The 24,805-nt window shown below is 59.5% G+C and carries 19 protein-coding genes; 17 read left to right on the top strand and 2 right to left on the bottom strand.

Going from position 1 to position 24,805, the window contains the following annotated elements; genetic code table 11:
- The first annotated feature begins 230 nt into the window (after positions 1-230).
- The 15 genes from VMY05_02850 to VMY05_02780 all read left to right on the top strand — a co-directional run bounded on the left by VMY05_02850 (position 231) and on the right by VMY05_02780 (position 17,441).
- A complete protein-coding gene (locus VMY05_02850; GenBank protein ID HUV30020.1) occupies positions 231-1,754 on the top strand; it encodes a Wzz/FepE/Etk N-terminal domain-containing protein in 1,524 nt (507 codons plus the stop codon).
- Between the two features lie 269 nt (positions 1,755-2,023).
- Positions 2,024-2,866, top strand: a complete 843-nt coding sequence (locus VMY05_02845; protein HUV30019.1) for a T9SS type A sorting domain-containing protein — start codon at positions 2,024-2,026, stop codon at positions 2,864-2,866.
- A 205-nt stretch (positions 2,867-3,071) separates the two neighbouring features.
- Positions 3,072-4,157, top strand: coding sequence for a hypothetical protein (locus tag VMY05_02840; protein HUV30018.1), 1,086 nt, complete (start codon positions 3,072-3,074; stop codon positions 4,155-4,157).
- A 23-nt stretch (positions 4,158-4,180) separates the two neighbouring features.
- A complete protein-coding gene (locus VMY05_02835) occupies positions 4,181-4,810 on the top strand; it encodes an acyltransferase (protein ID HUV30017.1) in 630 nt (209 codons plus the stop codon).
- Between the two features lie 2 nt (positions 4,811-4,812).
- Positions 4,813-5,574: a GDSL-type esterase/lipase family protein gene (locus VMY05_02830; GenBank protein ID HUV30016.1), complete on the top strand. Its 762-nt coding sequence runs from the start codon at positions 4,813-4,815 to the stop codon at positions 5,572-5,574.
- A 109-nt stretch (positions 5,575-5,683) separates the two neighbouring features.
- On the top strand, positions 5,684-6,370 hold the full coding sequence (locus VMY05_02825) for a hypothetical protein (protein ID HUV30015.1): 687 nt from the start codon (positions 5,684-5,686) through the stop codon (positions 6,368-6,370).
- A gap of 50 nt (positions 6,371-6,420) precedes the next feature.
- Complete coding sequence (locus VMY05_02820) at positions 6,421-7,479, top strand: GNAT family N-acetyltransferase (protein HUV30014.1); 1,059 nt, start codon at positions 6,421-6,423, stop codon at positions 7,477-7,479.
- Between the two features lie 97 nt (positions 7,480-7,576).
- On the top strand, positions 7,577-8,644 hold the full coding sequence (locus VMY05_02815; protein HUV30013.1) for a polysaccharide deacetylase family protein: 1,068 nt from the start codon (positions 7,577-7,579) through the stop codon (positions 8,642-8,644).
- On the top strand, positions 8,641-10,164 hold the full coding sequence (locus VMY05_02810; GenBank protein ID HUV30012.1) for an oligosaccharide flippase family protein: 1,524 nt from the start codon (positions 8,641-8,643) through the stop codon (positions 10,162-10,164). The genes VMY05_02815 and VMY05_02810 overlap by 4 nt, the downstream gene beginning before the upstream one ends.
- A 157-nt stretch (positions 10,165-10,321) precedes the next feature.
- A complete protein-coding gene (locus VMY05_02805) occupies positions 10,322-11,176 on the top strand; it encodes a methyltransferase domain-containing protein (protein HUV30011.1) in 855 nt (284 codons plus the stop codon).
- 98 nt (positions 11,177-11,274) lie between these two features.
- A complete protein-coding gene (locus VMY05_02800; GenBank protein HUV30010.1) occupies positions 11,275-12,651 on the top strand; it encodes an O-antigen ligase family protein in 1,377 nt (458 codons plus the stop codon).
- A complete protein-coding gene (locus VMY05_02795; GenBank protein HUV30009.1) occupies positions 12,651-14,000 on the top strand; it encodes a phenylacetate--CoA ligase family protein in 1,350 nt (449 codons plus the stop codon). The genes VMY05_02800 and VMY05_02795 overlap by 1 nt, the downstream gene beginning before the upstream one ends.
- Before the next feature lies 1 nt (position 14,001).
- A complete protein-coding gene (locus VMY05_02790; GenBank protein ID HUV30008.1) occupies positions 14,002-15,201 on the top strand; it encodes a glycosyltransferase in 1,200 nt (399 codons plus the stop codon).
- Positions 15,198-16,304 carry a glycosyltransferase gene (locus VMY05_02785; protein ID HUV30007.1) on the top strand — a complete coding sequence of 369 codons (1,107 nt, stop codon included), beginning with the start codon at positions 15,198-15,200 and terminating at the stop codon, positions 16,302-16,304. The genes VMY05_02790 and VMY05_02785 overlap by 4 nt, the downstream gene beginning before the upstream one ends.
- Before the next feature lie 3 nt (positions 16,305-16,307).
- Positions 16,308-17,441, top strand: a complete 1,134-nt coding sequence (locus tag VMY05_02780) for a glycosyltransferase (protein HUV30006.1) — start codon at positions 16,308-16,310, stop codon at positions 17,439-17,441.
- Between the two features lie 82 nt (positions 17,442-17,523).
- Here the strand turns inward: VMY05_02780 and VMY05_02775 are convergent, their stop codons facing one another.
- Positions 17,524-18,243, bottom strand: coding sequence for a hypothetical protein (locus VMY05_02775; GenBank protein HUV30005.1), 720 nt, complete (start codon positions 18,241-18,243; stop codon positions 17,524-17,526).
- A 488-nt stretch (positions 18,244-18,731) separates the two neighbouring features.
- Here VMY05_02775 and VMY05_02770 point away from each other — a divergent pair, with 488 nt between their 5' ends.
- Together VMY05_02770 and VMY05_02765 are read left to right on the top strand one after the other, a co-directional pair.
- On the top strand, positions 18,732-19,922 hold the full coding sequence (locus tag VMY05_02770) for a hypothetical protein (protein HUV30004.1): 1,191 nt from the start codon (positions 18,732-18,734) through the stop codon (positions 19,920-19,922).
- Positions 19,903-23,076: a fibronectin type III domain-containing protein gene (locus VMY05_02765; GenBank protein ID HUV30003.1), complete on the top strand. Its 3,174-nt coding sequence runs from the start codon at positions 19,903-19,905 to the stop codon at positions 23,074-23,076. Before VMY05_02770 ends, VMY05_02765 begins: the two co-directional genes overlap by 20 nt.
- 106 nt (positions 23,077-23,182) lie before the next feature.
- Here VMY05_02765 and VMY05_02760 read toward each other — a convergent pair whose 3' ends face one another.
- Positions 23,183-24,748, bottom strand: a complete 1,566-nt coding sequence (locus tag VMY05_02760) for a hypothetical protein (GenBank protein HUV30002.1) — start codon at positions 24,746-24,748, stop codon at positions 23,183-23,185.
- Positions 24,749-24,805 lie beyond the last annotated feature (57 nt).

Raw genomic sequence — 24,805 nt, 5'->3', positions numbered from 1 at the left:
CGGCGTCTCCACCATTATCGGACCGGGCTTACCTCGGCTGAACTGACCTCCTGCGGCGATGATATTTCTTTACTCGGGTACCGATCCTACCTTATATATCAGCGGTTGCGACAGGCGCAAGAAAAGAAAAACAAAGGGAACCGGTGCGCCGGCCGATGGTAACAGGGGCGGGGAATTGTTGCCTGCCCGGCAACAACCCCGCAACAACCTGCTCAAGAGGATAAGGGTTCATGAAAGTCAGGGATTCGCGCGATTCTCTTAATATAAGGGATATCCTGGCCGTATTCTGGAAGCGGAAATGGCTCATTGTCATTCCCCTTATTATGGTGGTGGCGGTCGCTTTCGGTGGCTCGTACCTGATAACACCGGAGTATGAGTCATGGACGATCATCCAGATCGATCCGCAACTGCCGCTGACGACGGAGATCCAGCGCCTGGTCGGCCAACAACCGGGCCTGCAGCGGCTTTCAGTGGCTGAAAAGCAGAGTCAGCTCAACAGCATTTTCAATTACCTGACGTCCAGCAGCTATACGGCGGCTCTCAACGAGCGCCTGCAACTGGACCGCGAACCCGACATCGACAAGCAAGCTCGCGCCTTTGTCCAGCGGCAGCCTAATATCACCCTTGAGCAGGCGCGGCTCAACGTCCTGCAGTCCAGGCTCAAGAAAGACATCCGCCTATCCTGGGCGGCCAATGATCAGGTCAAGATAACCGCGGGCTCCACCGATCCGGTCAAGGCGAGGAATATCGCCAACGCGCTCGGTGAGATCTTCATCGCCGGCAAGGTCAAGCAGGAGTTGGCGCAGATCCGCTCCTCTCAGGACTTTTCCGATATTCAACTGGAGAAGTATGAGCGGCAGCTAACCGACAAGCTTGCCGATAAGACCGCCCTGGAAAAAGAGTTCCTCGCCGTCCAGCTTGGCGAGTCCATCGCCTCCGAAGCCAACCGGGCCGATATCTCCCACGAGATTGACCGAACAACCACTGAAATCAATGACCTGCGTGAGGAAGAACGGACCATCCTGAATCAGCTTATGACGGTCGAAGGGCTGTCCGTCGACCGGTTGACGTTGAACGATTCGGATGAAAAGGCACAGAAGCGGCGGGAACTCAGGCAGGAAATGCAGGAGATCGGTGAGCTGATAGTCAAATACACCTGGGACAGTCCCCAGATGCTCAATTACCATGGCAGAGTGAACAACATACTCACTGCCATAGAGACGGAAAACCAGCGGCTGGTGCAGCGGCAGTATGCCGACGCCGACCAGCAGACACAACGGCTGCTCGTCGAGCTTTTCAACATCCGGACCAGCCTGGACTACCTGTCAACGAACAGGCCGTTTGTCCAGGCGGCCATGGATGAGTTGACGGCACGGATAAACCTCGTCCCCGAGTACGAAGCGCGCCTGGCCCAACTGGATCGAGAGATTAGCGCCACGACTGACCTGCGCGACCGGTTCCAGCGGCAACAGGAAAGCTCGACGATCTCCCAGGCGCTGATCCAGGACGCGTCGCTCTCCAGCAACCGAGTCGTCGAACCGGCCAAGCTGTCGTTGAGTCCGACCAAGCCCAACCGTGGCAAAATTGTCATCCTCGGAGTTATCCTCGGCCTGATGATAGGCGGCGCCGTGGCCTTCCTGGTGGAACTGCTGGACTCCTCGTTCAAGAAGCCCGATGAAGTTGAAGAAGTAATGGGGCTGCCGGTGCTGGGCATCGCGCCCAGAATTGACTTTCTCAAAAAAGTAGCCCGGTAATTTCCGCTGCCGGTGCATCCGGCCACGGGACCACCCAGTCTGATACCTGCCGGGCAGAATTCTAATAACAACCATGAAATTTGTATTGTATTCGGAATTGAGCCGGGTGATCTTTCGACAAAACCGGACATAAAGACACCGATCTTTTGTCAGCCAAACCCCGACAGACATCAACCACTTAACTGACAAATAGTTAACGGCGACTGATTTCAGTCGTCCCAGCTTGATCTTAGGTTTACTTGACGCACCGCGCTGTCGATAAAGGCGATATGAGAGCAGGACTGATTCTGACTGCAGGGCTGACATTCCTGGCAGCCCCGGCCGGGTTGTACTCGCAGGAGACCGTCTACCCCGCCGGAGCCGCGGTGGAGAACTACTACCTGACGAGCTCTGTCACGCTCTCGCTCGGCGACACCTTGACTATCACGCGGGTACTCGTCAACCACGAGAGTTTTGATTTGAGCGGCCTGTATTTCAGCGACAACCTGCCACCGGAATTCCAGGTTGTGGCGCAATCGGTCGAGATAAACGGGGCGACGATTGACTACGGATTCTCCGACCACGTGCCGAACCTCGTCATTCCGGGCTTGAACTGCTATCACTGGGTACTCGATTCGCCCGACGGCAGCGAGAATATCCATAACCTGATCTCTCCGGACGACAGCGTTGTGCTCGAAGTGAAGATAGTCGCCACGGACGTGGGAAACTTCGTGCTTCCCCTCCACACGTCCGCTTTTTTCGGTAACAGCGCCGGGTTCTTTTCAACTTCAGGGCCTATTTCGGTGGACGTGATCCTCTCCGTAGGCATTCAGGACGATTTCCCCTACGGCGGCGAAGCATCAACACAACAGCTAGTCTGCCTGGCCTTTCCCAACCCCTTCAATCCGCAGGTTACTATATCTTACCGAGGAGCGGACCTGGCCGGCCGGAAGGTTCATTTCGAAGTATTCAACATCCTTGGGCAACAGGTATTCTCCAGGTCGTTCGTGGCCGGTCAGAACGAAGGCACTATCACGTGGCTTAACGACGGCAACCTGGGAAGCGGCACGTACTTCTACAGAATTTCAACCGACGTTCAGCGGTTCGTGGAAAAAGTAACTCTCTTGAAATGATGCTCCTGCCCTGCCGACAGGCGGCGCGGAAACCGAAAGAAGTGGACTTTCGATAAACGTTGCTATTTGCCATGATTGGTGATTCATTGATACCCGAAAACCGAGCGAGACGACGCGCTGCGGCTTGCTCCAGACGCGGCGGGAGGTCGGCCGGCCACCGTCGGCCCGAACGGTTCGTCTTTCGCTCAGACAGGATGTTGTCGATATGAAGGTGTTCGTCAGATCCGGTCTCCTCGTGCTGGCCGCACTTGCCCTGGCCCGGGCCGACCAGACGCGAGTGTCGTACATGTTCGCGCACTACTCGGTAGGCGAATCGGCGGTCGAAAACTGCTACGCCTGGGGCCAGTACCGAAATATCCAGGACGTGCTGGACACGACAACGGTGACTTACGGAAACGATACGGCCCGGATTGTCTTTAGAAGCTACAGCATGAACAACGACGGCACCGGGGTCAACGCGATTTCTGACACCGTGCCAACTTACAACGGACAGGACTGCCCCAAAGTCAACTACCTGAACGTGGCGGATTACCAGTGGGTGGGACCGTCCTACCGGAACCACATCATCCAAATGGCTACCGTCGATGATTGTCCTATTCTCGAGGATATGTTCCGCGTCCCGGGCAAGCAGGACTCGGTCTTCTGGCACCCGTTCACCGGGCACTGGATTTACTACACCCCGACCGACTCGGTGTGGGAAGACTACGACATGGTCATAATCAAGAACCCCTACCGGCTGTGGCGTGATCCCACCCAGCAGAAGGTCGACAGCATCAAGACCTGGTACCGGGAGCTTGTCGACAGCCTGACCAACCACCCAGAGCAGAATTTCTGCCTCATTATGGGCACACCGCTGGCCCTGAATACGTCAAACAGCGACAATTTCGGTGGTGATACGGCCCGCGCAAAACTCATCTATGACCTTGCCACGTGGTTCGCCTCGGAGGATTTCTTTACCCATAGCAACGTCGGGGCTTACAGAAACGTCTGGAAGTTCGACCCGTACCGCCTGCTGTGCGAAACGGCGGCGGGCGCGGCCAACAGGTACTGCCTGAACGAAGACTACTGGGCAGGATATGCCTATGGATCACATCTGAACCCTGACGGCGCGCAGTACCTTCAGGATACTCTTCTGGGCTTTATCAGGCAGGCGACACAGGATATCCTCGTTCAGAACACGGGCACCGTCACCCGGCAGGACATCGACCGCATGATCAGGGATTTCAAGGACGGCAAAGCCACCGAGCAGGACGTGCAGGATCTCATCCGCCGCTACAACGAGGGCACGTAGACCTGCCACCGAACCGGCAAGGCATGCAGACTGTAAAGCTGATACTCAAACGATTGCTCTTACTGACGGGGCTTGTCCTCACCTCGCCGCTGATCTTCGTGACCCTCCTGGAGGCACTGCTCTTCGGTAGAAAAGCCGAACGGGTCTACGGTTCGTGCAAAGAACTCCTGGCCCTGTGCCCCACGCTGTGCGGCCAGTACCTGAGGCTGGCCTTCTACTGGGCGGTCTGCACCCGAATATCCCCCGATGCCTGCTTTCTGTTCGGCAGCATGGTGGCCCACCGCGACACGGTGATCCGTGGCGGGGGGGTCGTCGGCACTCATTCGATCATCGGGTACGCGGACATCGGCGAAAACGTGCTGTTCGGCGCGAGGGTGTCGGTCATTTCGGGCAAGTATCAGCACGGGCGTCCCGAAGAACGGGCACAGGACGGGGCGGTCAGAGAAGAGTACCAGTGCATCCATATCGGCGGCAACAGTTGGATCGGCGAGGGCGCGCTGATCCTTGCCGACGTCGGCGCGGGCTGCACGGTCGGCGCCGGCAGCGTGGTTTACAAGGAAGTGCCGGACGGCATCACCGTCATGGGTAACCCGGCGCGCAAGGTCAGCCTTCAGGTGACCGACACCGCCGGCAGTGCGGCGGGGGACAAATAATCATGCAGAACCTCTGGAAAATCATTCTGGTCGGTTCGATACTGCTCAACCTCGTAGCCATATGGGGGTTCTTCCACTTCATCCGGTACGGCGGGTCGCCGCTGGGTGAACTCAAGCGACGGCTGACCGGAACCACGAAGCAGACCGGCCCCTCAATCCCGTACGCAGAAGAAAACGAGCGGATCAAAAAACGCCTTGAAGCGGGAGAGACTGATTCAACGCGCGTGGTTTTTTTCGGTGCCTCCATCACCGCCAGGTGGGACCTCGAGCGCGATTTCCCCCGCGTTTCGATACTCAATCGCGGCGTCGGTGGTCAACTGGTACCGCAGATGCTCGCGCGCTTCAAGCGCGACGTTGTCGACCTCAGGCCGCGAGCGGTGGTGATCAAGTTCTGTTCCATCAATATCCGTCCCCAACTTCCCCTGGCGGTCCTGAAGGACGGGATGGAGATGATGACCCAACTGGCCCGGGCCAACGACATCACGCCCGTCGTTTCCACGATTATCCCGGCGGGAAAACCGGAGGCGCACATCGGCGACTTCAGCGCGGCTGATTCCCTCAGGGCCTTCAATACCTGGGTCCGACAATATGCGGAGGTAAACAGTCTGTACTTGATCGATTTCGCGGCCGCCATCGAGGATGACGACGGCTTCCTTCCCCGCGATTGCTCGACCGACCCGGTTCACGTCAATGAGAGAGGGTACACCATCCTGGCCGCCGCCGCACGGCCCGTCATTTACCGGGCGGCCGGACTGAGCCCGTAACGGGAGCACCCGCCATCGACCCGGCCGCGACCGCAGGCAAAAACGATCTTCCGACAAGCGGCAAAGGGAACGGCGCCCCCGACCGATACGACTGAAATAAGGCACGAACGTGAAACCGATACGATTCCTCGGCAGAATTCTCAGGCTGTTCGCCAGGGGAGAGTTTTCGCTCGGCCTGCATACGCTGGCCGGTGAACTGCCGGCGTGGCTCTTTCGCTTCAACAGAGCCTGGATAGTGAGAACCGTGTCCTTTGAGTTGTCAGAAAAATACAGCCCGGAAGTGAAGGTACATACCGCCACACTATCCGACATAGATGACATAGACCGCATCGGAAACCTGACGCGTGATCAAGTTGAATCGCTGTTGAAAGCAGGGGCGGTGTGTTTTCTGTCGTCGCTGGGGGACGACCCGCCCGTTGCCGTGGTCTGGGGGGCCTGGGGCCGCTGCTACGTCCGGGGGATGGGGTTTGATTACGATTTCGGTCCCGCCGGCTACTACATGTTCGGGGCCTATACGGTGCCGGAGGCACGGGGAAAAGGTATTTACATGCCGGCCCTGGCGGCAAGCATAAGGTACGCGCATGATCATCAAGCGACCGCCTTTTTCGGCCTGCTGGAGTTCACCAACAATCATTCATTCTCGATTCACACGAAACTCGGCCTGAGCCCGTTCCTATATATCACATACGCGAAAATACTGTTTGTCAGGTTCTCTCACGTGAAGAACCTTGCCGAGGGGAAGTCCTCGCTCAAGGTTTCTATTCGTGTGCCGAGGAATAATGTTACTATTGTGTGATGGTGACATAACCACAACACCCAAGGGCCGAACCGGCTGAGCACAGCGATATGAGTTACCCAATCTACAGAGCAGACCTGCATAAGGACAAGCGGGACTATATCAACTTCTGGAAGCGGCACTTTCCCGGCTGGCAGGAGCAGAAGTACGACCTCTTTTACGAGAACAATCCGCGCGGGCAGGCCGGCTGTTGGATTGCGCGAGACCCCGAGGACGACTCCGTGATCGGAGCCAGCGCCGTCTTCCCCAGGCAGATGCTGATCCACGGCAAACCGAAGCTAAGCGGAATTGCCGGCGATCTGGCAGTGAGCACGGTCTGCAGAGGACATGGAACCGCGAAAATGCTCCAGAAGGTGCTCATCACCGAGTATGGGCAACTTGGGCTGGCCTTCCTGTACGCAACAGCGAACGTGGTTTCCGAGAGAGTCGCTCAGGCCGTAGGCTTCCGGATCGTGGGAAGAACCGTGAGGATGGTCAAAATCCTGCGGTCCCGAGAATACATCCGTAAGTATCTCAGGCTCGGCTTCCTTACGCGGGCCGCGTCGGGTCTCGTCGACTGGACGCTCAAACTGGTGTCACCGGACACGCGCTACAAGGGCAGTACCCAATACACGTTCGAGATTCTCCGTGAGTTCGACGGCCGCTTCGATGACCTCTGGCGGGAGGCCTCGCCGCACTACGCCATCATCGGAGAGAGAACGAGCAGTTTCCTCAACTGGCGATTCGCCGCCTGCCCGTACAAGTCGTTCTCCGTGTTCGCTCTCACCGCTGAATCGACCGGCGCAGTTGTGGCATACATCGTCTATCACACGATTCACGGGAACAACATCCACATTGCCGACCTTTTTTCCATGCGCTCACCAGACGTGCTCAACGCGCTGCTCTCAGAATTTATCCGCTACCAGAGGATGCAAAACGCTGACACGATCACGCTCTGCTATTTCGGCGACAGGACCATAGTGGACACGTTCAAACGGTACGGCTTTTCGCCCAGGGCCGATAACAGAAAAATCGTCGTGCACATAGACCCGACTCTGCCGCACGCGGCGGCGGTCATGGACGCGAACAACTGGCACTATCTTGACGGCGACAATGATGCGGACGCATGAGACGTGCAGGCCCGCAGCCGGCTCGGTTTGTGCAGGGCGACAGGGAAGGCCGGCGATGATCGTCGTGGAAGACATACGGTAGACCGGGGGGACATTCATGAGCGGGCTCGTAAAGAACATCGTTACGCACCTGGCCTTTTATCTGAAGATCTGGAAGCTCTGCTTCTGTGTTTGCCGCCTCAGGACCAGGCAGAAGCTGCTGGTAGTCTTTACCTTTCACAGAATTACGGACACGGAGTCCTCCCGACGGCATTACCTCAATTACGACCGGGGACTCGATGACCGGGTTTTCGAAACCCAGCTCGGCCGACTCTGTAAGTACTTCAAGGTCATCGACCTGGACGAGTTCCTGGCCGTAATCTCCGGTGAGAAGCAACTGCGCGAGCATTCGGCCCTGCTGACCTTTGACGACGGCGATTCCGACTTCGTGAAGTACGCCCTCCCGGTTCTGCGCCGGCACGGTTGCCCCTCCGTCATGTTCGTCCCCACCGCCTTCGTGGACACCGACAGGCATTTCTGGCACCTCCGTGTATCGAACTCTTTGCACAACATGGGCCCGGACGGCTGGTCGGCCCTGCAAGGTGATATAGACGGGTTTCCCGAGCGCGTCCGGGAGATCGTCAGGCACTCGTCCCTATCCAGCGAGAAGGAAAAGCGCAGGACGTGCCAGCAGCTCGTCGATACCCTTGATTCACTGGATTGCGACACCATCAACGGTGTCATCAGCGCGCTCGAAAGGCACGACGGTGGAGAATATACGCTCGGTATTCGGTGCATGGGCTGGGCCGAACTGCGGGCGCTGCTGGCTGAAGGTGTGCGTATACAGTCGCACGGCGTGTCACACCGAAAGCTCACCCAACTCAGTGCCCGGGAGGCCGAGAGAGAACTGGTGGATTCCAAAACTGAACTGGAAACGCGGCTCGGCAGAAGCATCGAGACGGTCTGTTACCCGGCCAACTCCTTCGACGGCGACATGGTCGGACTCGTAGTGAACGCCGGTTACCGCGCCGGCTTCACGGGCCGGCCCGGCACGTGCCGCTACCCCATGGACGCCGCCGGCAGGTGCCAGATACCGCGCCTGTCCATCTGGGGCGCCAACAAGTTTGACGTCGATCTTTACCTTGGCAAGATCGCTATCCAGAGGATTTTGCACAGACTGTCATGATAAGCCCGATTCAGGCGTTAGCGCGCAACATTTTCTCCAACTGGGCCCTGACCCTCACCACCATCGCTATCGCCTTCTTCATGAATCCTTTCCTGGTGCACAACCTCGGCAAGGAGCAGTACGGCATATGGGCGCTGGTGCTGTCGGTCGTCGCCTACACGGGCTTCCTTGACGCCGGCCTCAGGCAGAGCCTCGCCCGGTACATCCCGAAATACTACGCCGTGAAGGATTACGAAGGCCTCAATACCGTCCTGAACTCCAGCAACGTCGTTTACACCGCTTCCGGGTCGCTGGTCATCGTTGTGACGGTGCTGATAGCGCTCTTCCTCGTCGGGGTCTTCAACGTTGCGCCCGAGCTCGTGCGCGTGATGCAGATCGTTCTGATGGTGGTCGGCCTGAACCAGGCCGTACGGTTCTACTTCCTCACGAGCGCGTCCCTGGGGCCTTTCCACCGGTACGACGTCGGCAATGCCATCGACGTCACCGCCGCGATAGTCACGGCCCTTGTCATCGTGTTCTTCATCCGCCGCGGTTACGGGCTGGTGGCCATGGCTGTCATTACCTTGGCCGTATCGTTTCTTCAGTTCGTGGCCAGGCGCGTGGCCCAGAAGCGCATTGTGCCGGAGGTTGCGTACCGCCTGAGCTACGTCAGCAAATCCTGTATCCGCGAACTTCTCGGGTACGGCATCATCAGTTTCCTCATCGTCATTGCCTGGATGGTGATATTCAACACGCAGAACGTGGTCATCGGCATTTTCCTGACCTCGACCGACGTCACCTACTACAGCATTGCGGGTATGATGATAAACTACCTGCGCACGATGATCGGCGCTATCGCCATACCGCTGGTGCCGGCCATCAGCCACCTTGACACGACCAGCAACCTCAAGGAGATTGCCGCCCTGTTCAACAGGCTCTCCAACTACCTGTACTACCTGTGCACCGGCATCGGTGTGGCCGTGCTGTTTTTCGGCGGGCAGTTCATCTACCTGTGGATGGGCAGGGATTTCCAGGTGACGGTCAACGTGCTGTGGATTCTGATCGTCCCCGCCTGCGTGTACCTTCCGCAGTTCATGGCCAACTCCGTTCTGCTCGGCATCTCGCGCCACAAGCCGCTGCTCTACGTTCTGACGGCCGAGGCCGTCGGCAACATCGTGCTGAGCGTCATCCTCGTAAAACCGCTGGGCGTGTACGGCGTGGCACTGGGGACGATCATCCCGCAATTCATCATATATGCGTTCGTTTTCCCCTATGTGTTCCACCGTATCATTCAGGGCAGCCTGCGATCATTTTACTATAACTCGGGGAAAATGGCGCTTACGGCGCTCGTGTTTACGGTGCCGCCGGCCTTTCTCACCAGGGAATACCTTCCGGCCTGGGGCTGGTTTGGTCTCGTGGCCAAGGTGGCCGTGCTTTGCGCCGCTCTCCTGCTGGGTTTCTGGTGGCGGGTGCTTGACCGCGACACCAGAGCCGGGTTGGCCGCCAGGCTGCCGGCGTTTCTACGGACGCGACAACGTTGAAGTCGGCGCGGCGTCACAACCGTGCAGGGAAGAAAAAACGGTTCCAAAACCGGATTTCATATGGTAGGTTACATCATAGAATCGCAGAACCCATTGCGACAACGACGATCAACTCGCAACTGACGAGTCGACTATCCGGGGAAGCCATTCGCAAACGATGAAAAACAAGCGGCTGACAGACAGTCGGTACTGGCAAAGCATGCAGAGCGCGACCGACGGCAAACGCCCGGACCAGCCGCCGTCCGGGAAACGGCGGATCAGGGACAGGCTCTTTCCGGGTATTGAGCGGGGCTACGCCGCTCACCTGGCGTTCGACGTAGCGTGCGCGAAGTACTTGCCGAAAGGCGACCTGAAGCTGGTCGAGATCGGCAGCGCCCCCGGCGACAAGCTGCTCAGGCTTCACCGGAATTTCGGCCACGTCCCGTACGGCGTGGAGTACACGCAAATCGGAGCCGACCAGAATCGCGCCCTCTTCGAGGGGAACGGGATCAGCGCCGACAACGTGATTCAGTCCGACTTTTTCGACGACGCTTTCCAGGCCGCTTACCGTGAGCATTTCGACATCGTGATGTCGAACGGATTCATCGAGCACTTCGACGACACGGCTGACGTTATCGCCAAACACCTCGACCTGCTCAAACCGGGCGGTACGCTGTCGATTGCCGTGCCCAACTTCAGGTGGTTCAACTACGCGCTTATCAGGTTCTTCGCCCCGCATACGCTGAAAGCCCACAACCTGGCTATCATGCGCAAGAAGAAACTGCTGTCATACTTTCGGGACGGGTCGGTCGACGTCGTTGTGTGCAAGTACATCGGCACGCTCAATCTCGGGTTGATTTACGGCCCCAACAAGACGCCGGTCAAGCTCCTGCTCATGAAGCTCCTGTTGAAATTTCAGCGGCTGGTCGATATCATGCTGTACCTGGTCGTGCCCAGGGGCGGTTTCGAGAGCTTTCTCTTCAGTCCGTACCTGCTGTTTGTCGGTCGCAAGCAACCGGGGCGGAACTCGTGAGGCCCCCGGGCGCCGCTTTCGGGCACTGCCGATCATGCGTGCCGAGCGCCGGGCAAACCCGGCCGGCCGCATGACAACGCCGGTTGTTGGTAGAGAATATGGAGCGGATTAGCAGACAGGCGGTCACCTATCGGCATATTGGCTGGGGCCTCCTCCTGCTGTTCGCCGTCGCCGCCGGGCTCGCCTCGGTGTTCGTCGACCCCCTCTTCATCATGGTGGCCGTCGCCGGCCTCGTCAATCTTGCCCTGATCCTCAAGTACCCCATGTGGGGGCTTCTGATCTACCTGGCTCTCTTCCTGCTTCGCCCCGGCGAAGTGTACCCGTCAATCGCCCCCCTGCGCCTGGAACTGCTCGTGGGCGTCTTCGCAGTTATCAGCGTTGTTGTCCGCCAGAAGCTGCGAGAAGGAAAGGTTACGTTCCCGAGCGACAAGATAACTCTTTCGATGGTAGCCATTCTGGCCGTCATGGCCCTGTCGCTGTTCACCTCGTACGAGATGACGCAGACCAAGGACCACTGCGTCCGCTTCCTGAAGCTTCTCGTCTTCGCCTACCTGATAATCTCGATCGTCGATTCTCGAAAGCGGTTCATGACGTTCGTATCGGCGTTCGTCATCCTCATCACCTACATTGCGCTGGACGCCTTCAGGCTGTACCTTTCCGGGGAATTCATCCACACGATGAACGTCGATCGCCTGTCCGGTAGGACGTCTATTTCCGAGGACCCCAACGCGTTCGGGGCAACGCTTGTGTCTTCGATACCGATCTGCGTCGCGGCGGCGCTCTACTATCGTCACGCCCTGGCCAAGGTCGGCATGGCCGTGTTGTCGCTGTTCATGACCTACCTGATGATGATCACGGCCTCGCGCAGCGGCCTGCTGGCCTTTTTCGGCGTCCTGTTCGGCGGCCTGGCCTTCTCCAGGCAAAAGCTGCTGAACTACTCAGCGGCTGTGCTGCTTCTGGTGGCCGCCTGGTTCGCGCTGCCCGAGCAATACCAGGCCCGCTACGCCCGGTTTACCGAGTTGGGCGAAGATATCAACGACGTCTCTTCCGGCCGCTGGGAGATCTGGCAGGCCGGGCTGCGCATGGTTCCCGAGCACCCCATCCTCGGGGTGGGCGCAGGCGCGTTCGCCTGGGCCAACGCCTCGGGCAGGTTCGGGCGCGCCCAGTGGATGCAGTCCCATAACCTGTACATCGAAGTGCTGGCGACCACCGGCATTCTCGGATTCGCCGCCTGGTTCTACTTTGTCTTTGCCGTTGTGAAGCGTTTGCGCCGGCTGACACGAGAGGAGTTGCCCGAGTCGATGCAATGGATTCCGCTTTTCAGCAAGGCCTTCCTCATTGTCATCTTTGCCCTTCTTATCTCCGGCATGTTCGGCCACAACCTCTACCGGTACACCTGGTACATGGTGGCGGCTCTCACGGTGGCGCTCGCAGCATTGGCGTCCGGCGCGACGGCGCGCCAGGTGGAGGCGTGATGGATCTGCCAGGTACCCTCGCCCGACACGTTTTCATTCCGGCCTATAACCGCCGCTGGGGAATCCGCAACGGGCCGATTATACGAAACCTGATGCGTTCGCAGTATTTTACGCCGGAGCAAATCCGGGCCGACCAGTGGCAGGCAGTCAAACGGCTGCTCGACTTCGTATATGCCCACAACACGTTCTACCGCCGACGGTTCGATGCCGCCGGCATGACGCCTGACGACGTCACGTCCCGGGAGGAGTTCGCCCGGCTCCCCGCCCTTACGAAGGACGACATAAGACAGAACAGCGAACTCCTCATCAGCCGCGGCTACTCACGGGAGCAGATGACCCACAAGCGGACCGGCGGATCGACCGGCCTGCCGGTTCACCTTTACGTGGACGCCGAGGCCTTCAGTTTCAAGTATGCCGTTACGTATCGCCATGACAGATGGGCCGGCTACCTCCCGGGCGCCAGGCGGGCCGCGCTGTGGGGAGACACGGACAAGAAGTACAGTCTCAAGGAGCGCCTGTACAAGGCCCTGTGCGAGCGGACGCTGTACATGGATACGCTGAAGATGGATGACGAGTACCTCCTTGCCTTCGTCCGGAAGCTGCGCCGCTACCGACCGCACTCGCTCATCGGGCACGCACATTCACTGTACTTTTTCGCGAAATTCCTCAGGGACAATGCCATTACCGACGTCTGTTTCGACAGCATCGTCTCCACTGCGGAGACGCTGTCGGCCGAGGAACGACAAACGGTCGAGGCCGTGTTCGGCAGGATCGTGTTTGATCGCTACGGGTGCGAAGAATTGTCACTTATCGCCTCCGAATGCGAGCAGCACGACGGCCTGCACATCAGCGCCGAAGGCCTGTACGTCGAGATCATCGGGGGCGACGATACACGTCCCGGAGACCTCGTTATAACCGACCTGGTCAACCGGGGCATGCCGTTCATACGCTACGAAATCGGTGACACGGCCACCACCCTGGGCGGCGCGTGCGCGTGTGGCCGGGGACTGCCCCGCCTGGGCAGAGTCTCCGGCAGAACCGCCGATATCCTGTACACACCTGAAGGCAGGAAGATATCAGGCATAAGCATCCTGGATACGTTCGTCATCCACATCCCGGGCCTCAGGCAGGTGCAGATCGTACAGGAAAAACCGGACCAGGTCACATTCAAGATCGTCAAGGACGCCGACTTCGGTCAACACACCCTTGAAAAACTGGCCCGGACGGTCTCGGGTGTTTTCGGTCCCGCCATGAAGTACGATATCGAGTATGTCACGCAGATTCCCATGACGCCCCGGGGAAAGTACCAGTTCTCGGTTTCCAGGCTCAAAGAAGAGGACCTGCCGTAGGATGAAGATACTGGTCATCGACGAAGAACTTCCCTACCCGGTGAATTCCGGCAAACGCAGCAGGACCTTCAACCTGACCCGGCTCCTGGCCAGCGACAACGAGATAACGTACCTTGCCTACGGCACGCCCGACAGCGAGTCTTTTCGACAATTGCGCCGGCACAAAATCTCGCCCGTGGTGGTGCGCCCGCCGCAGCGAACGCAGGCCGGTGTGCGGTTCTACGCAAGATTATTGCTCAACCTGTTTTCGCCTTACCCCTACATCGTGACGAGCCACTACACCAGGCGGTTTCGGGACCGGCTGAACGAGCTGCTCGCCGCGAGCCGGTACGACGTCCTGATCTGCGAGTGGACTCCATACGCCGTTTTTATCCGGGACCTGCACGGACCCGCAACCGTGATAGTCGCCCACAACATCGAGTCATCGATCTGGCGGCGGTACGAGGCTTACGAGAAGAACCCGCTCAAGAAGCTCTACATAGCGATCCAGCGGCGAAAGGTGGAGCGCTTTGAAAGGCAGTGCTTCGGCTGGGCCGACGGTGCGACGGCCGTTTCGAAGGAAGAAGCCGACGCGATCGAGGCGTACGGCGCAGGCTACACCGTTCAGGTCATCGAGAACGGCGTCGACATGGACTACTTCAGGCCGCAGGCCGCCGACGTCAATCGCGATCTCGTGGTCTTTACCGGCGCCATGGATTGGCGGCCCAACCAGGATGCGGCCAGGTACTTCGTCGAGAACGTATTCCCGCTCCTTCGCCGCCGGAGACCCTGCATGAAAGCCGTTCTCGTGGGCCGAAACCCGACCGCACAGGTGACGAGCCTGGCCCGGGTCGACGGTGTCACCGTTACGGGCACCGTCGACGACGTCCGGCCATACATCGCCCGCGCCGCCGTCTACGTCGTCCCCCTGCGAATCGGCGGAGGTTCCAGATTGAAAATTCTGGAAGCGATGGCTATGGAGAAAGCGGTGGTGTCAACCTCGGTGGGCGCCGAAGGACTGGCCGTGACTGACGGTGACAATATCATCATTGCCGACGGTGACGAGTCATTCGCCCGTTCCGTTCTGCGCTGCATTGATGACGAAGTGCTGCGGCAATCCGTTGCCCGCGGCGGCCGGCTCCTGGTCGAGTCTCACTACCGGTGGCAGACGCTTGCGGCCCGGCTCAACCGCTACCTGAACTCTCTCGCGGGCGGCAAATGAACATCATCCACCTGAGAGCCTCTAACTTCTACGGAGGGCCCGAGCGGCAGTTGCACGTTCACGCCGTCAGGTCGCTCGGCTCGCCGTATGGCGTCACCGTCTGCTCTTTTGTCGAGCACGGCTTGACGCCCCGGTTCCTCAAAGTTATCGCGAGCGACAACGTTCCCACGCATGCCTTTGACGTCAGGAATCCGTACGACCCGGCGGCCGTCAGCGCGCTTCGGCGGTACATGACACAGGAGCAGACCGACATCCTGTGCACACACGACTACCGGTCGCACCTCATCGGCTGGCTGGCCACTCGCGGCAGCAGCACCCGGTGGCTCGCCTTCTCCCGGGGCTGGACCGCCGAGAACGTCAAGGTCCGAATCTATCACACGATCGAGAAGATGATCATCAGGTTCGCCGATCACGTCGTTGCCGTCTCGGACGCCCAGCGGCGGCGGCTGACCAGACGCCTCGTGCCGGGCCGCAAGATGTCGGTGGTCCATAATGCGATTGACGTCAGCAGCCTTGACAACCTGCAGGCCGTCGATCTGCGCTCGCACTACCGGTTTCCGTCCGAGGCCGTGATTTGTATCACCGCAGGGCGCTTCAGCAGGGAGAAAGGTCAGGCCTTCCTGGTCAGGGCGGCCGCGCAGGCGCTCGACCCCAGGCCCGACCTGAGGTTTGTCCTGTACGGCGACGGTCCCGACCTGGCATCGGTCAGAAATCTCATTTGCCGGCTGGGCCTGCAGGACCGCGTGCTCTGCCCCGGCTTCGAAACCGATATGATGGCTCACGTCAAGGGTGCCGATATCCTGATCAACCCGTCTCTGTCCGAAGGACTGCCCAACGTTGTCCTCGAGGCTATGGCGCTGAAGATACCGGTAGTCGCAACGGCCGTCGGAGGCGTGCCTGAGATCATCGACGACGGGGACACCGGTTACCTCGTCCCGGCAAGAGACGTCTCGGCCATGGCCGCAGCCGTCGTCCGCGCCGCCTCAGAACCCAAGGCGGCCGCCCAGATCGCCGAACGAGGCCGCCGGAGAGTCCTCGACCGATTCAGTTTCGACCTGCAGTACGAGAGATTGACGGAGATATATCGAAAACTGGTTCCCTGAGCTATGCCACGACCGATCAAAATCGCTTACGTCATCGACACCATCGTCACGCCCTCGGCCGGTACGGAAAAGCAGTTGCTGATGCTGCTGCACGGCCTGGACAAGACCCGATTCAAGCCGTTCCTGATCTGCCTGCGTGACTCCGACTGGCTTGGCCGACAATCGCTTCCTTTCGACGTCACCACGCTCGACGTGGCCAGCCTTCTGAGTGTACAGTGCCTGCGCGGTCTGCGGCGTTTTCGGCAGCTGCACGGCCGGGAGCAGTTTGACATCGTCCAGACGTTTTTCGACGATGGCAACATCTTCGGTACCCTGGCAGCTCGCCTGGCCGGCTGCAGGACCGTCATATCCAGCCGGCGAAACATCGGCTACCGGCACGGCCGGATGCACCGTTTTATTCTGCGGCGGCTCAGGCGGTGGACGAACCACTACCTGGCCAATTCAACTGCTGTCGCTCAGTGGACGACGGCCACCGAAGGCGTCGTCGCGGCGAAACTGAAGGTCATTCACAACGGCCTTGACCTGCAGGCGTTTGAGTCCGTGCCGGAGGGCGCGCGGCAGCGGCAGCGTGCCGAGTGGGGCATCGGCGACGATGAAACTCTCATTGGGGCGCTGGCCAATCTTCGGCCCGTAAAGAACGTTGAATCGCTTATCGAGGCAGCCGCCGCCCTGTGCCCCGAATTCAGCAACATCAAGTTTGTCGTCGTCGGCGAGGGGCCTGAGCGAAATCAGTATCAGCGCTTCATCGATAATCGCGGGCTGACCGACCGGTTCGCGCTCGTGGGCCGATACAGCAACGTCATCCCCTGCCTGGCGGCGTTCGACATCGCCGTGATGTGCTCAAAATCCGAGAGCTTTTCCAATTCCCTGATCGAGTACATGGCGATGGGACTGCCTGTTGCAGCTTCGGACGTCGGCGGCAACCCCGAGGCCGTGACGCACCGTGAAACAGGTCTGCTTTACTCCGTCGAGGACGGCGCCAGCCTCGCCGGTGCCCTCCGGGAACTGCTCACCGACAAAGCGATGGCCTCCCGGCTGGGTGAAAAGGCGCGCCGTGACGCCCTCCTGAAGTATAACACGGCCGATACGCTGGCCCACCACCAGACCTATTACGAGCAGATCACGCACCGCAACTGACCGGCTCAGCCGGCGGGCCGCGATTCCCGGCCAAGTCGCCGGAAACCCCGGATCAGATTGCAAAGGGAAAACCGTGGTCCGGTCAGCCGCTCTCCGGGCCCAGCCTGAACAGATCCCGCGGGCGGATGACGCCGTGCAGGGCGAAACAGAACAGGCCAATGGCCATCAAAATTTCTCTGACCTCGGACGAGGCATCGTACATAAGAATGTTGTAGTAGTACTTCCCGAATATCCAGCCGCCCACGAATAACAACATATAGCCGATGGGCAGCACGGGGAAAGCCAGCTTCTGAAACAGGCGTCTGCCCCGGCCGGCCAGGGCAACCACGGGAAGCAGAAACCCCGTTACCCACATCATGATCGAAAGAAGGCGATACTTCTGGTGCTCCACGTACTGGTAGTTGTGTATGTTGAACTCGCCCTGCACGTTGCTGTCACGCACGGACGCGGGCGTCTCGTAGTCGAAAATGCGCTGGCCCCAGCTCACCTCCTCGCCCATGAAAACAAACATCAGCAGCGCCCAGCATATCACGAAAACGTAGCGCCACCATTCCGTTCGCCGTCGAAGGAAACGGCTCCGCCCCATAAAAATGACGAAGCCAAGCGAGGTCAGACCGAACAGCAGCGCCGAGATGTACTCTATGGGACCGTCTTCCAGGCACGCCCTGACCAGGCTGCGGGGATCTGTCTCGGCCCAGATAACAAAGCCCGCGATAAAAACGATGGCTAGTGCGCTTCCCCAGAGGAACTGAATGAAACGTGATCTCTTTTCACTCGTCATCTTTACTATTTCCCATCTCATGTGGTTGGGCCCACCGTCAAGCCGGGCGGCTCGCGAACCGGTTTCCCGGCTTCGTGGTCGGGCGGGCACTTGTGACTGATAACTTGACTATATACGAAAGCACCAGGGGTGTCAAAGTTTTTTGGCCGGCGGTTTGTCAGAAACGGGGGTCCGGCCGACGTGTGGACTGTATGCGCAGTGTTCCCGTCGTCACCTGAGGTCTAACCTGCTGCAGGGCAATGAATGCCGTCCATTCCCTGTGCAGTTTCTGAACTATGACTGATCGGCCATGCCGCCCAGGCCCGACCGGGTGCCTGTTAAGGCACTGTTATGCAACAGGATACGTCACGGCGTATTCTGTCGGGCCGGTAAGCTATTTGCAACAATACAGGCCTGCCAACTGTTCTTTACAAGGTGTATGAACATCCGTACCATGCCCCGGTCGGGCCGTTGGACCGGTGAACACGCAAAAGCGTTCCCTGCCGGGATCAGGGAAGACAAAGGATCGAATGAAGAAGCGAACAATACTGCTGGTCGTGCTTATCCTGGCGGTCGCCGCCATTGGAGCCGTGAGTTACAGGACGTACCAGCGAAACTACCACCTCTGGCTGTGGGACTATACCTTCAACAGCCCGACTCGGGCCGACACGGACGGTCTGACCGATATCATTTTCGTCGTCGTCGACCATTGGGAACCCGGCGGAGACCTCGACATCGTCAATACCTGGATGCAGGACTACCGCAAGCTGGCCGACGGGCACGTCGACGCCGACGGTGTCAGGCTCCAGCATACGTTTTTCTACCCCCTCGAATCCTTCCGGGGGTGGGAAGTAGACAGCCTGGTGAGGCTGTGCGGTGAAGGGTACGGGGAAGTCGAGGTTCACCTGCATCACAGGAATGACGATTCGTCATCAGTGCGCCGCCTGTTCCGGGACGGCATCGACTCGCTGCGCGCTCACGGAGCCCTTCGGACGCCCGACGGGAGCACCTATTTCGGGTTCATCCACGGCAACTGGGCGCTGGATAACTCCCGTTCCGACGGCAATTTCTGCGGGGTCAACAACGAAATCGACATCCTGCTCGATCTGGGTTGCTACGCCGATTTCACCTTCCCGGCCCTTACCCAGACGGCGCAGCCGTCGCTCGTAAACAAGATTTACTATGCCGCGGACGATCCGGAAAAGCCGAAATCCCATAATACCGGCGCCCGGAGCCGGGTTGGCCGGGCCGACACTGAAGGCGGGCTGATGATTATGGAAGGCCCGCAGGTGATCAACTGGTCCGACTGGCGGTTTAAAACGCACCCGGTGATCGATGACGGCAACCTGTACCCCGACGTGCCGACCTCGTTTGAACGGTTTGAACTGTGGCTCAGGGCCGACGTGCACGTTCAGGGGCGGCCCAACTGGGTGTTTATCCGGCCCTTTACTCACGGCGCTTACCTGCGGGACGGGGCTTTTGACGACATACTCGGGGAGCGCCTGGACGGCATGCTCACGCAGGTCGAGGAACGGTATAATGACGGGATAAAATACCGATTACACTATATGACGGCCCGGGAGGCCTACAACGTGGTAAAAGCAGCAGAGGCCGGGTATGACGGCAACCCTGATGAATTCAGGGATTTTGTCCTGAAGCCCTACCTTTATGAGCAGGAAACTTTAGACAGGAGAGACCGCGATGGCGTTCAGAAGAAGTGAAGAAACGCTGACCTCGTGCGTCAGAATCCTCGGCTTTACGATATTCGGATTCCTTGTGGTGACGTCGCCCGCCGTCGCCGGCAGCCATACGATCACATCACTGCCGTACACCGTTACCGAGGCCGGGACAAACTACAGTGAAACGCTGTACGTTGCGGGAACGCACCTGTCATCGGCCACCGACGGAATCCAGTTCGGCAACAGCGCGCATGACGTGGTTCTGTACCTGGGCACGGACACGATTTCATTCGGCACCGGCAACGGCGACGGGCACTACGGTATCCGATTCTTCGGCGACGGCGTCAGCGGCGCGTACAACATCAAGATCATCGGCGGCACCCTGTTGCACAACCCGTCGGATACCACCGTCAGCGGGAACGTCTGTCTGTTCTCCGGGGGCGGACGAGACATTTACATCGAGAACCTCGACGCCACGGTCAAGGGCTACAACGGCCACGTTGTCCGTGCACCATCGAGCGCCTACAAGACCTACAACGTCGAGATTAACGGCGGCACGTGGAGAAGTGACGTTACGGCATTCAACAGCAGGTGCCAGTACGACGGAGCCGTTCTCATCGTGGGGGTCGGCTCCCTGTCCGATGCCGGACACGACTACCACTGGAAGATACATGATGTGACCGTCGCCAACTGCCCCGCCCAGGGCTTCTGCATAAGCGGCAAGTCATACATTTACAACTGCACACTAACCGTCGACGCAAGAAATGACTTCTATACGTACCCCTCAGGCGGCGTCTGCTATTCTGCAGCCAACAGTTTTACCATTCTCGCCAGCCGGATGTGGGCGGGCACCGAGATATACAACAACTTGCTGCTGGCGGGTACCAACTACGCCGGCGCCGACGGCGGCATTCTGCTGGAGACGTGCCTGGGGACGGCCACCGATTCGATCAAGGTATACGGTAACCGGATTGACGTTCACCGGGGCTGGGACGCCTATTACGGTCACATGAACCCCAAGGGCATCAAGATGCGCTACCACAACCGGTACGTGCATATTTTTGACAACGACATCACCATAACCGTCGGCGACACCGCCAACCCGAACAACACCGCTTACGGCCCTAACGGCATCGGTCTGGAGGTCGTAACCTACCCCGACCAGGGCTGCGACTGGGCCACCGGCGCGGACGCCGACAGCAACTGCGTCTGGGAGAACAACTACGTCGAGGTCAGGGCCCTTGACGCGGAATTCTCCGGCACTCACCCGGGCCTGGGGGCCAGTTGCGTAAGGGTAGCACTGAAGGACGACCAGGGTTACACGTGGACAGGAGCCGGGAACCACTTCCGGTACAACCACCTCAAGGGGTGCGAGAATATCTACAAGATTGCCGGCTACGACGCCCAGGGCAAGTGCGAGCAGATGTTCATCTACGAGGACACCATCGAGTTCGACGAGACGGATTACGCTGGAATAGGCAAGTACGTCTTCTATGTCGGCTATGACCTTGAAGCCCAGGGTAACATTGCCAGGGACCTCTGGTTTGTCGGCCGGGCCGGTGACTCGGTCAGAGCGAATGGCTCCATCCGCATGCACACCGGCGGCGACGCCGGCGAACGGGACCTGGCCATCGAGCGAACGCTGCGGATCTACGTGCAAGGGAACAACGACTCGCTGGTCTCGAATGCCGCCGTATGGGCCGTCAACGCCTACGGTGATACCGCCTTCGTAACCAGCACCGGTTCCACCGGCGGAGCTACCGGCACAGCCCGCTACTGGCAAGAGTTCAGGTATGCCGCTGATTCCATGCAGTATAACGATTACACGCTCGGAGCGGCCAGGGGAAGCGACACGACGACCATACCCTTCACGGTCAGTTGGAACCAGTACGTCAGCACGCTGACGCTCTCGAACACCGCCGGGGATACCGAATGGGGCGACACATCGCTTGTCGATACGGAACCCCCGTCACCGGTGAGGGACCTGAGTGCCGTTCCGGGGCCTGAACTCGGCTCCACTCGGCTGACGTGGACGGCGACCGGAGATGACGGGTCATCCGGAACCGCCACGTACTATGCCATAAAGTACGCCACCACACCGATAGATGCGTACAACTGGTATTTCGCACGCAACTTTTCGACCCCCCCGACCCCGGCGACCGGCGGCCAGCCGGACAGCTGCATAGTCGACGGCCTGGTGCCGGGACAGTTCTACTACTTCGCCGTAAAGGCATTCGATGAGATGGGCAACGCCTCCGCCATCGCCGATACCTCCGGCTTCTCGCGCGGCATCCTGGCGCCGGTCACGTCGATGGACACGATCATCGCGGATACTATCGCGGGGGAGGCAACCCTGTTCGCCGGGACGGTTCCGTCGTACCTGACGCTCATCTATGAGTTCATTCTGGACACCGACACTTTCTTTACGGGCGCCGATACCGTGACCGTCGTCAGCTACGACGAGTTGGCGCAGGCAACGTTTTCCGGCCTGTCCAATTCGCTGGTATACTACTACCGCTGCCGGGCCATCGCCGACGATTCCTCGGAGTACAGCCCCTGGTCACTAGCCAGGGGTTTTAATTTGGTGACAGGATTCATCAACCTGCCGCCGACCGTCCCCACGATCGACAGCCCCCTGCCCGGTGAAATCGTGACCTCGCTCACGCCGACCCTGTACGTCCAGAACAGTGCCGACCCGGAAGGAGACTCGCTCACTTACGAATTCCGGCTGTACAACGAAGACGGCACGGTTCTGCTGGCCTCGGCCACCGACATCCCGGAGGACCTGGACGTCACGGGATGGACGGTCCCGGAGGGAATCCTCCAGCGCGGCCAGCCGTACGGCTGGCAAGTGCGCAGCCGCGATGACTCCCTTTACTCATCCTGGATGCCTTTTGCGCTGTTCTCCGTGCTCATTCTCGGAGCAGAGTCTCAGGCGCAAAATCTTGTTGTCTACGCCTATCCCAACCCGGTCAGCTTCAGCCAGGGGGGACATGTCACGTTTGTCCTGCCGGTCGAGCCGGTCGAGCTCGTCATCAAATCCGTCTCGGGCGGCACCGTCCTGGCCAGGAGCGGTCTCTCGGGCAACTGGATGTGGGACGGCAGAAACGCCGAGGGCTATGAGGTCGCCACCGGTATCTACCTGTGGTACGTTGCCGGCAGGGATCGTAAAGGGAAGCTGATGGTCGTGCCGTAGCGGCTCACCGCACTCCCGGTCAGCACCCCCGCTCTCGCTTCACGCCCCCCGCCCCCCAAAAGTTCGCTCTTACCGCCCGAATTCGGTACCATGTACGCCGGCGGCGCTAAGGCCCGGCATTAACCGGCCGTGCGTCCCTGGTGACATCGACAAAGTCGTACAACCCTTCCCAGCTCGAGTAATAGCATCGATCAGGCAGCAACGGCAGCTCGGTGCCGAAGTAGCGGTCGAAGATGACCCGAAAGTTGTTGACCGGCGACAGGTCGTCTCGCAAAAGGCGCAGGCAGGGGTCCGGCACGTAGAGGGCGTTGAGAATGGAGAACAACCGCCGGTGATACGCGGGGTTGAAGTCGAGGCTGTCCGGCCGGATGCGGGCGCCGTGGTCGGCCTGAAGGACTATGATCGGCGGGCGAACCGACCGGGCGAGAATCGTATCGATGGCTGCCAGCGTCAGCGCGTTGACGTACTCCAGTTGCGACGGATAGTCCAAGAGGTACTCTTCATAGGTGCCCCCCAGCCTGAGGAAGTCGTCACCGTCGTGATAGAAGAACATCCGATCAGCGCTGACCGCCCGCCCGTCGGCGCCGAAAACAAACGGCGGATGCGGAGCCAGGATGTGAGCGAAAACAAAGACCGGCTCATCCGAGCGAGCCCAGTCACCCAGATGGTCAAACGTGTACAACAACGACCGGCGGTGCCAATCGTACTGCAGCGACGAGAGAGCGGGCGAGGCCAGAGCCAGGAGACCGGGAATCGGCGTGATGTTCAACAGTGCGTTACCTAACTGGCCCGGCGACCACCGGGGCGCGACATAGACCTCCGCCGCCGCCCGTTCGGTAGTCGGCAACGGCGATGCGAAAACAACACTCTTGTACCCCGCCAGCCTGAGGCTCCGGGCGAGCCGACTGCTCCAGATCATGCGCAGGAGCGGCGAACGGTCGGAAGCGTCCCAGCCCGCAAGGCTGTCAAGATAGGTCAAGTTCAGTGAAGAGGCCAGCGAGAGCAGTGTCCGGCAGTAATTGGACCGGCTGCTCCTGGAGACGAAAAAGCCCCGTTGCTCAAGCTGGCGGTAAAACTCGCTGTTGTCATAGTTGAACGTCTCCGCCAGAACGTCCTCACCCGCGTAGCCGTCAAGGATCAGGTAGTAGATGTCCGGCACCGCCTGCGGATCGGAAGGCGGTGAGAGGCGAACAATCCCGGCCTCGGGAACGGCCTTTCGTGCCAGCCGTGCATACCCGATCTGCACCACCGACAGGCCCACCAGGATGACCGCAGCCACATTCAGAAGCGGCGTGAGCCTGCTGACCGCCCGGCGAGTCCTCACGACGACGTATACGACGGCAAGGAACATGACACCGAGGAGCGGAAAGAGATACCGGTTTCTTCCCAGGACAATGTCACCGGGCGTTAGCGCCAGCACGGCGTTCTTCACGTGCCCGTAGGAGAAGAAGAACAGCACTGCCAGGGAGACCAGCAAAGCAGCCTTATGCGGGTCGCGGACGAACAGGCGTAGCAAAAGCCACGCCGCCATCGCCGGCAGCAGCACGAACAGCAACGGCACGACGATCTCTCGAAACCGGAACAGATCGGCATTCCGGGCAAAGAGGTACAGAACCGGGTAGAGCATAAAAAGGAGCGGATGAAACGCGCGAGCCCGTCTGGTCGAATCCATGCGGTGGTCTGCCTCTTAACTTTGTACCCGTGCCCGCCCGAGGGCGGTCGACAGGCA

It is taken from the genome of Acidobacteriota bacterium, assembly GCA_035529075.1.
In the GTDB taxonomy this organism is placed as follows: Bacteria; Zixibacteria; MSB-5A5; order GN15; family FEB-12; genus DATKXK01.
Note: the sequence above shows the minus strand (reverse complement) of the source record. Positions and strands in the feature narration are given on the sequence as shown.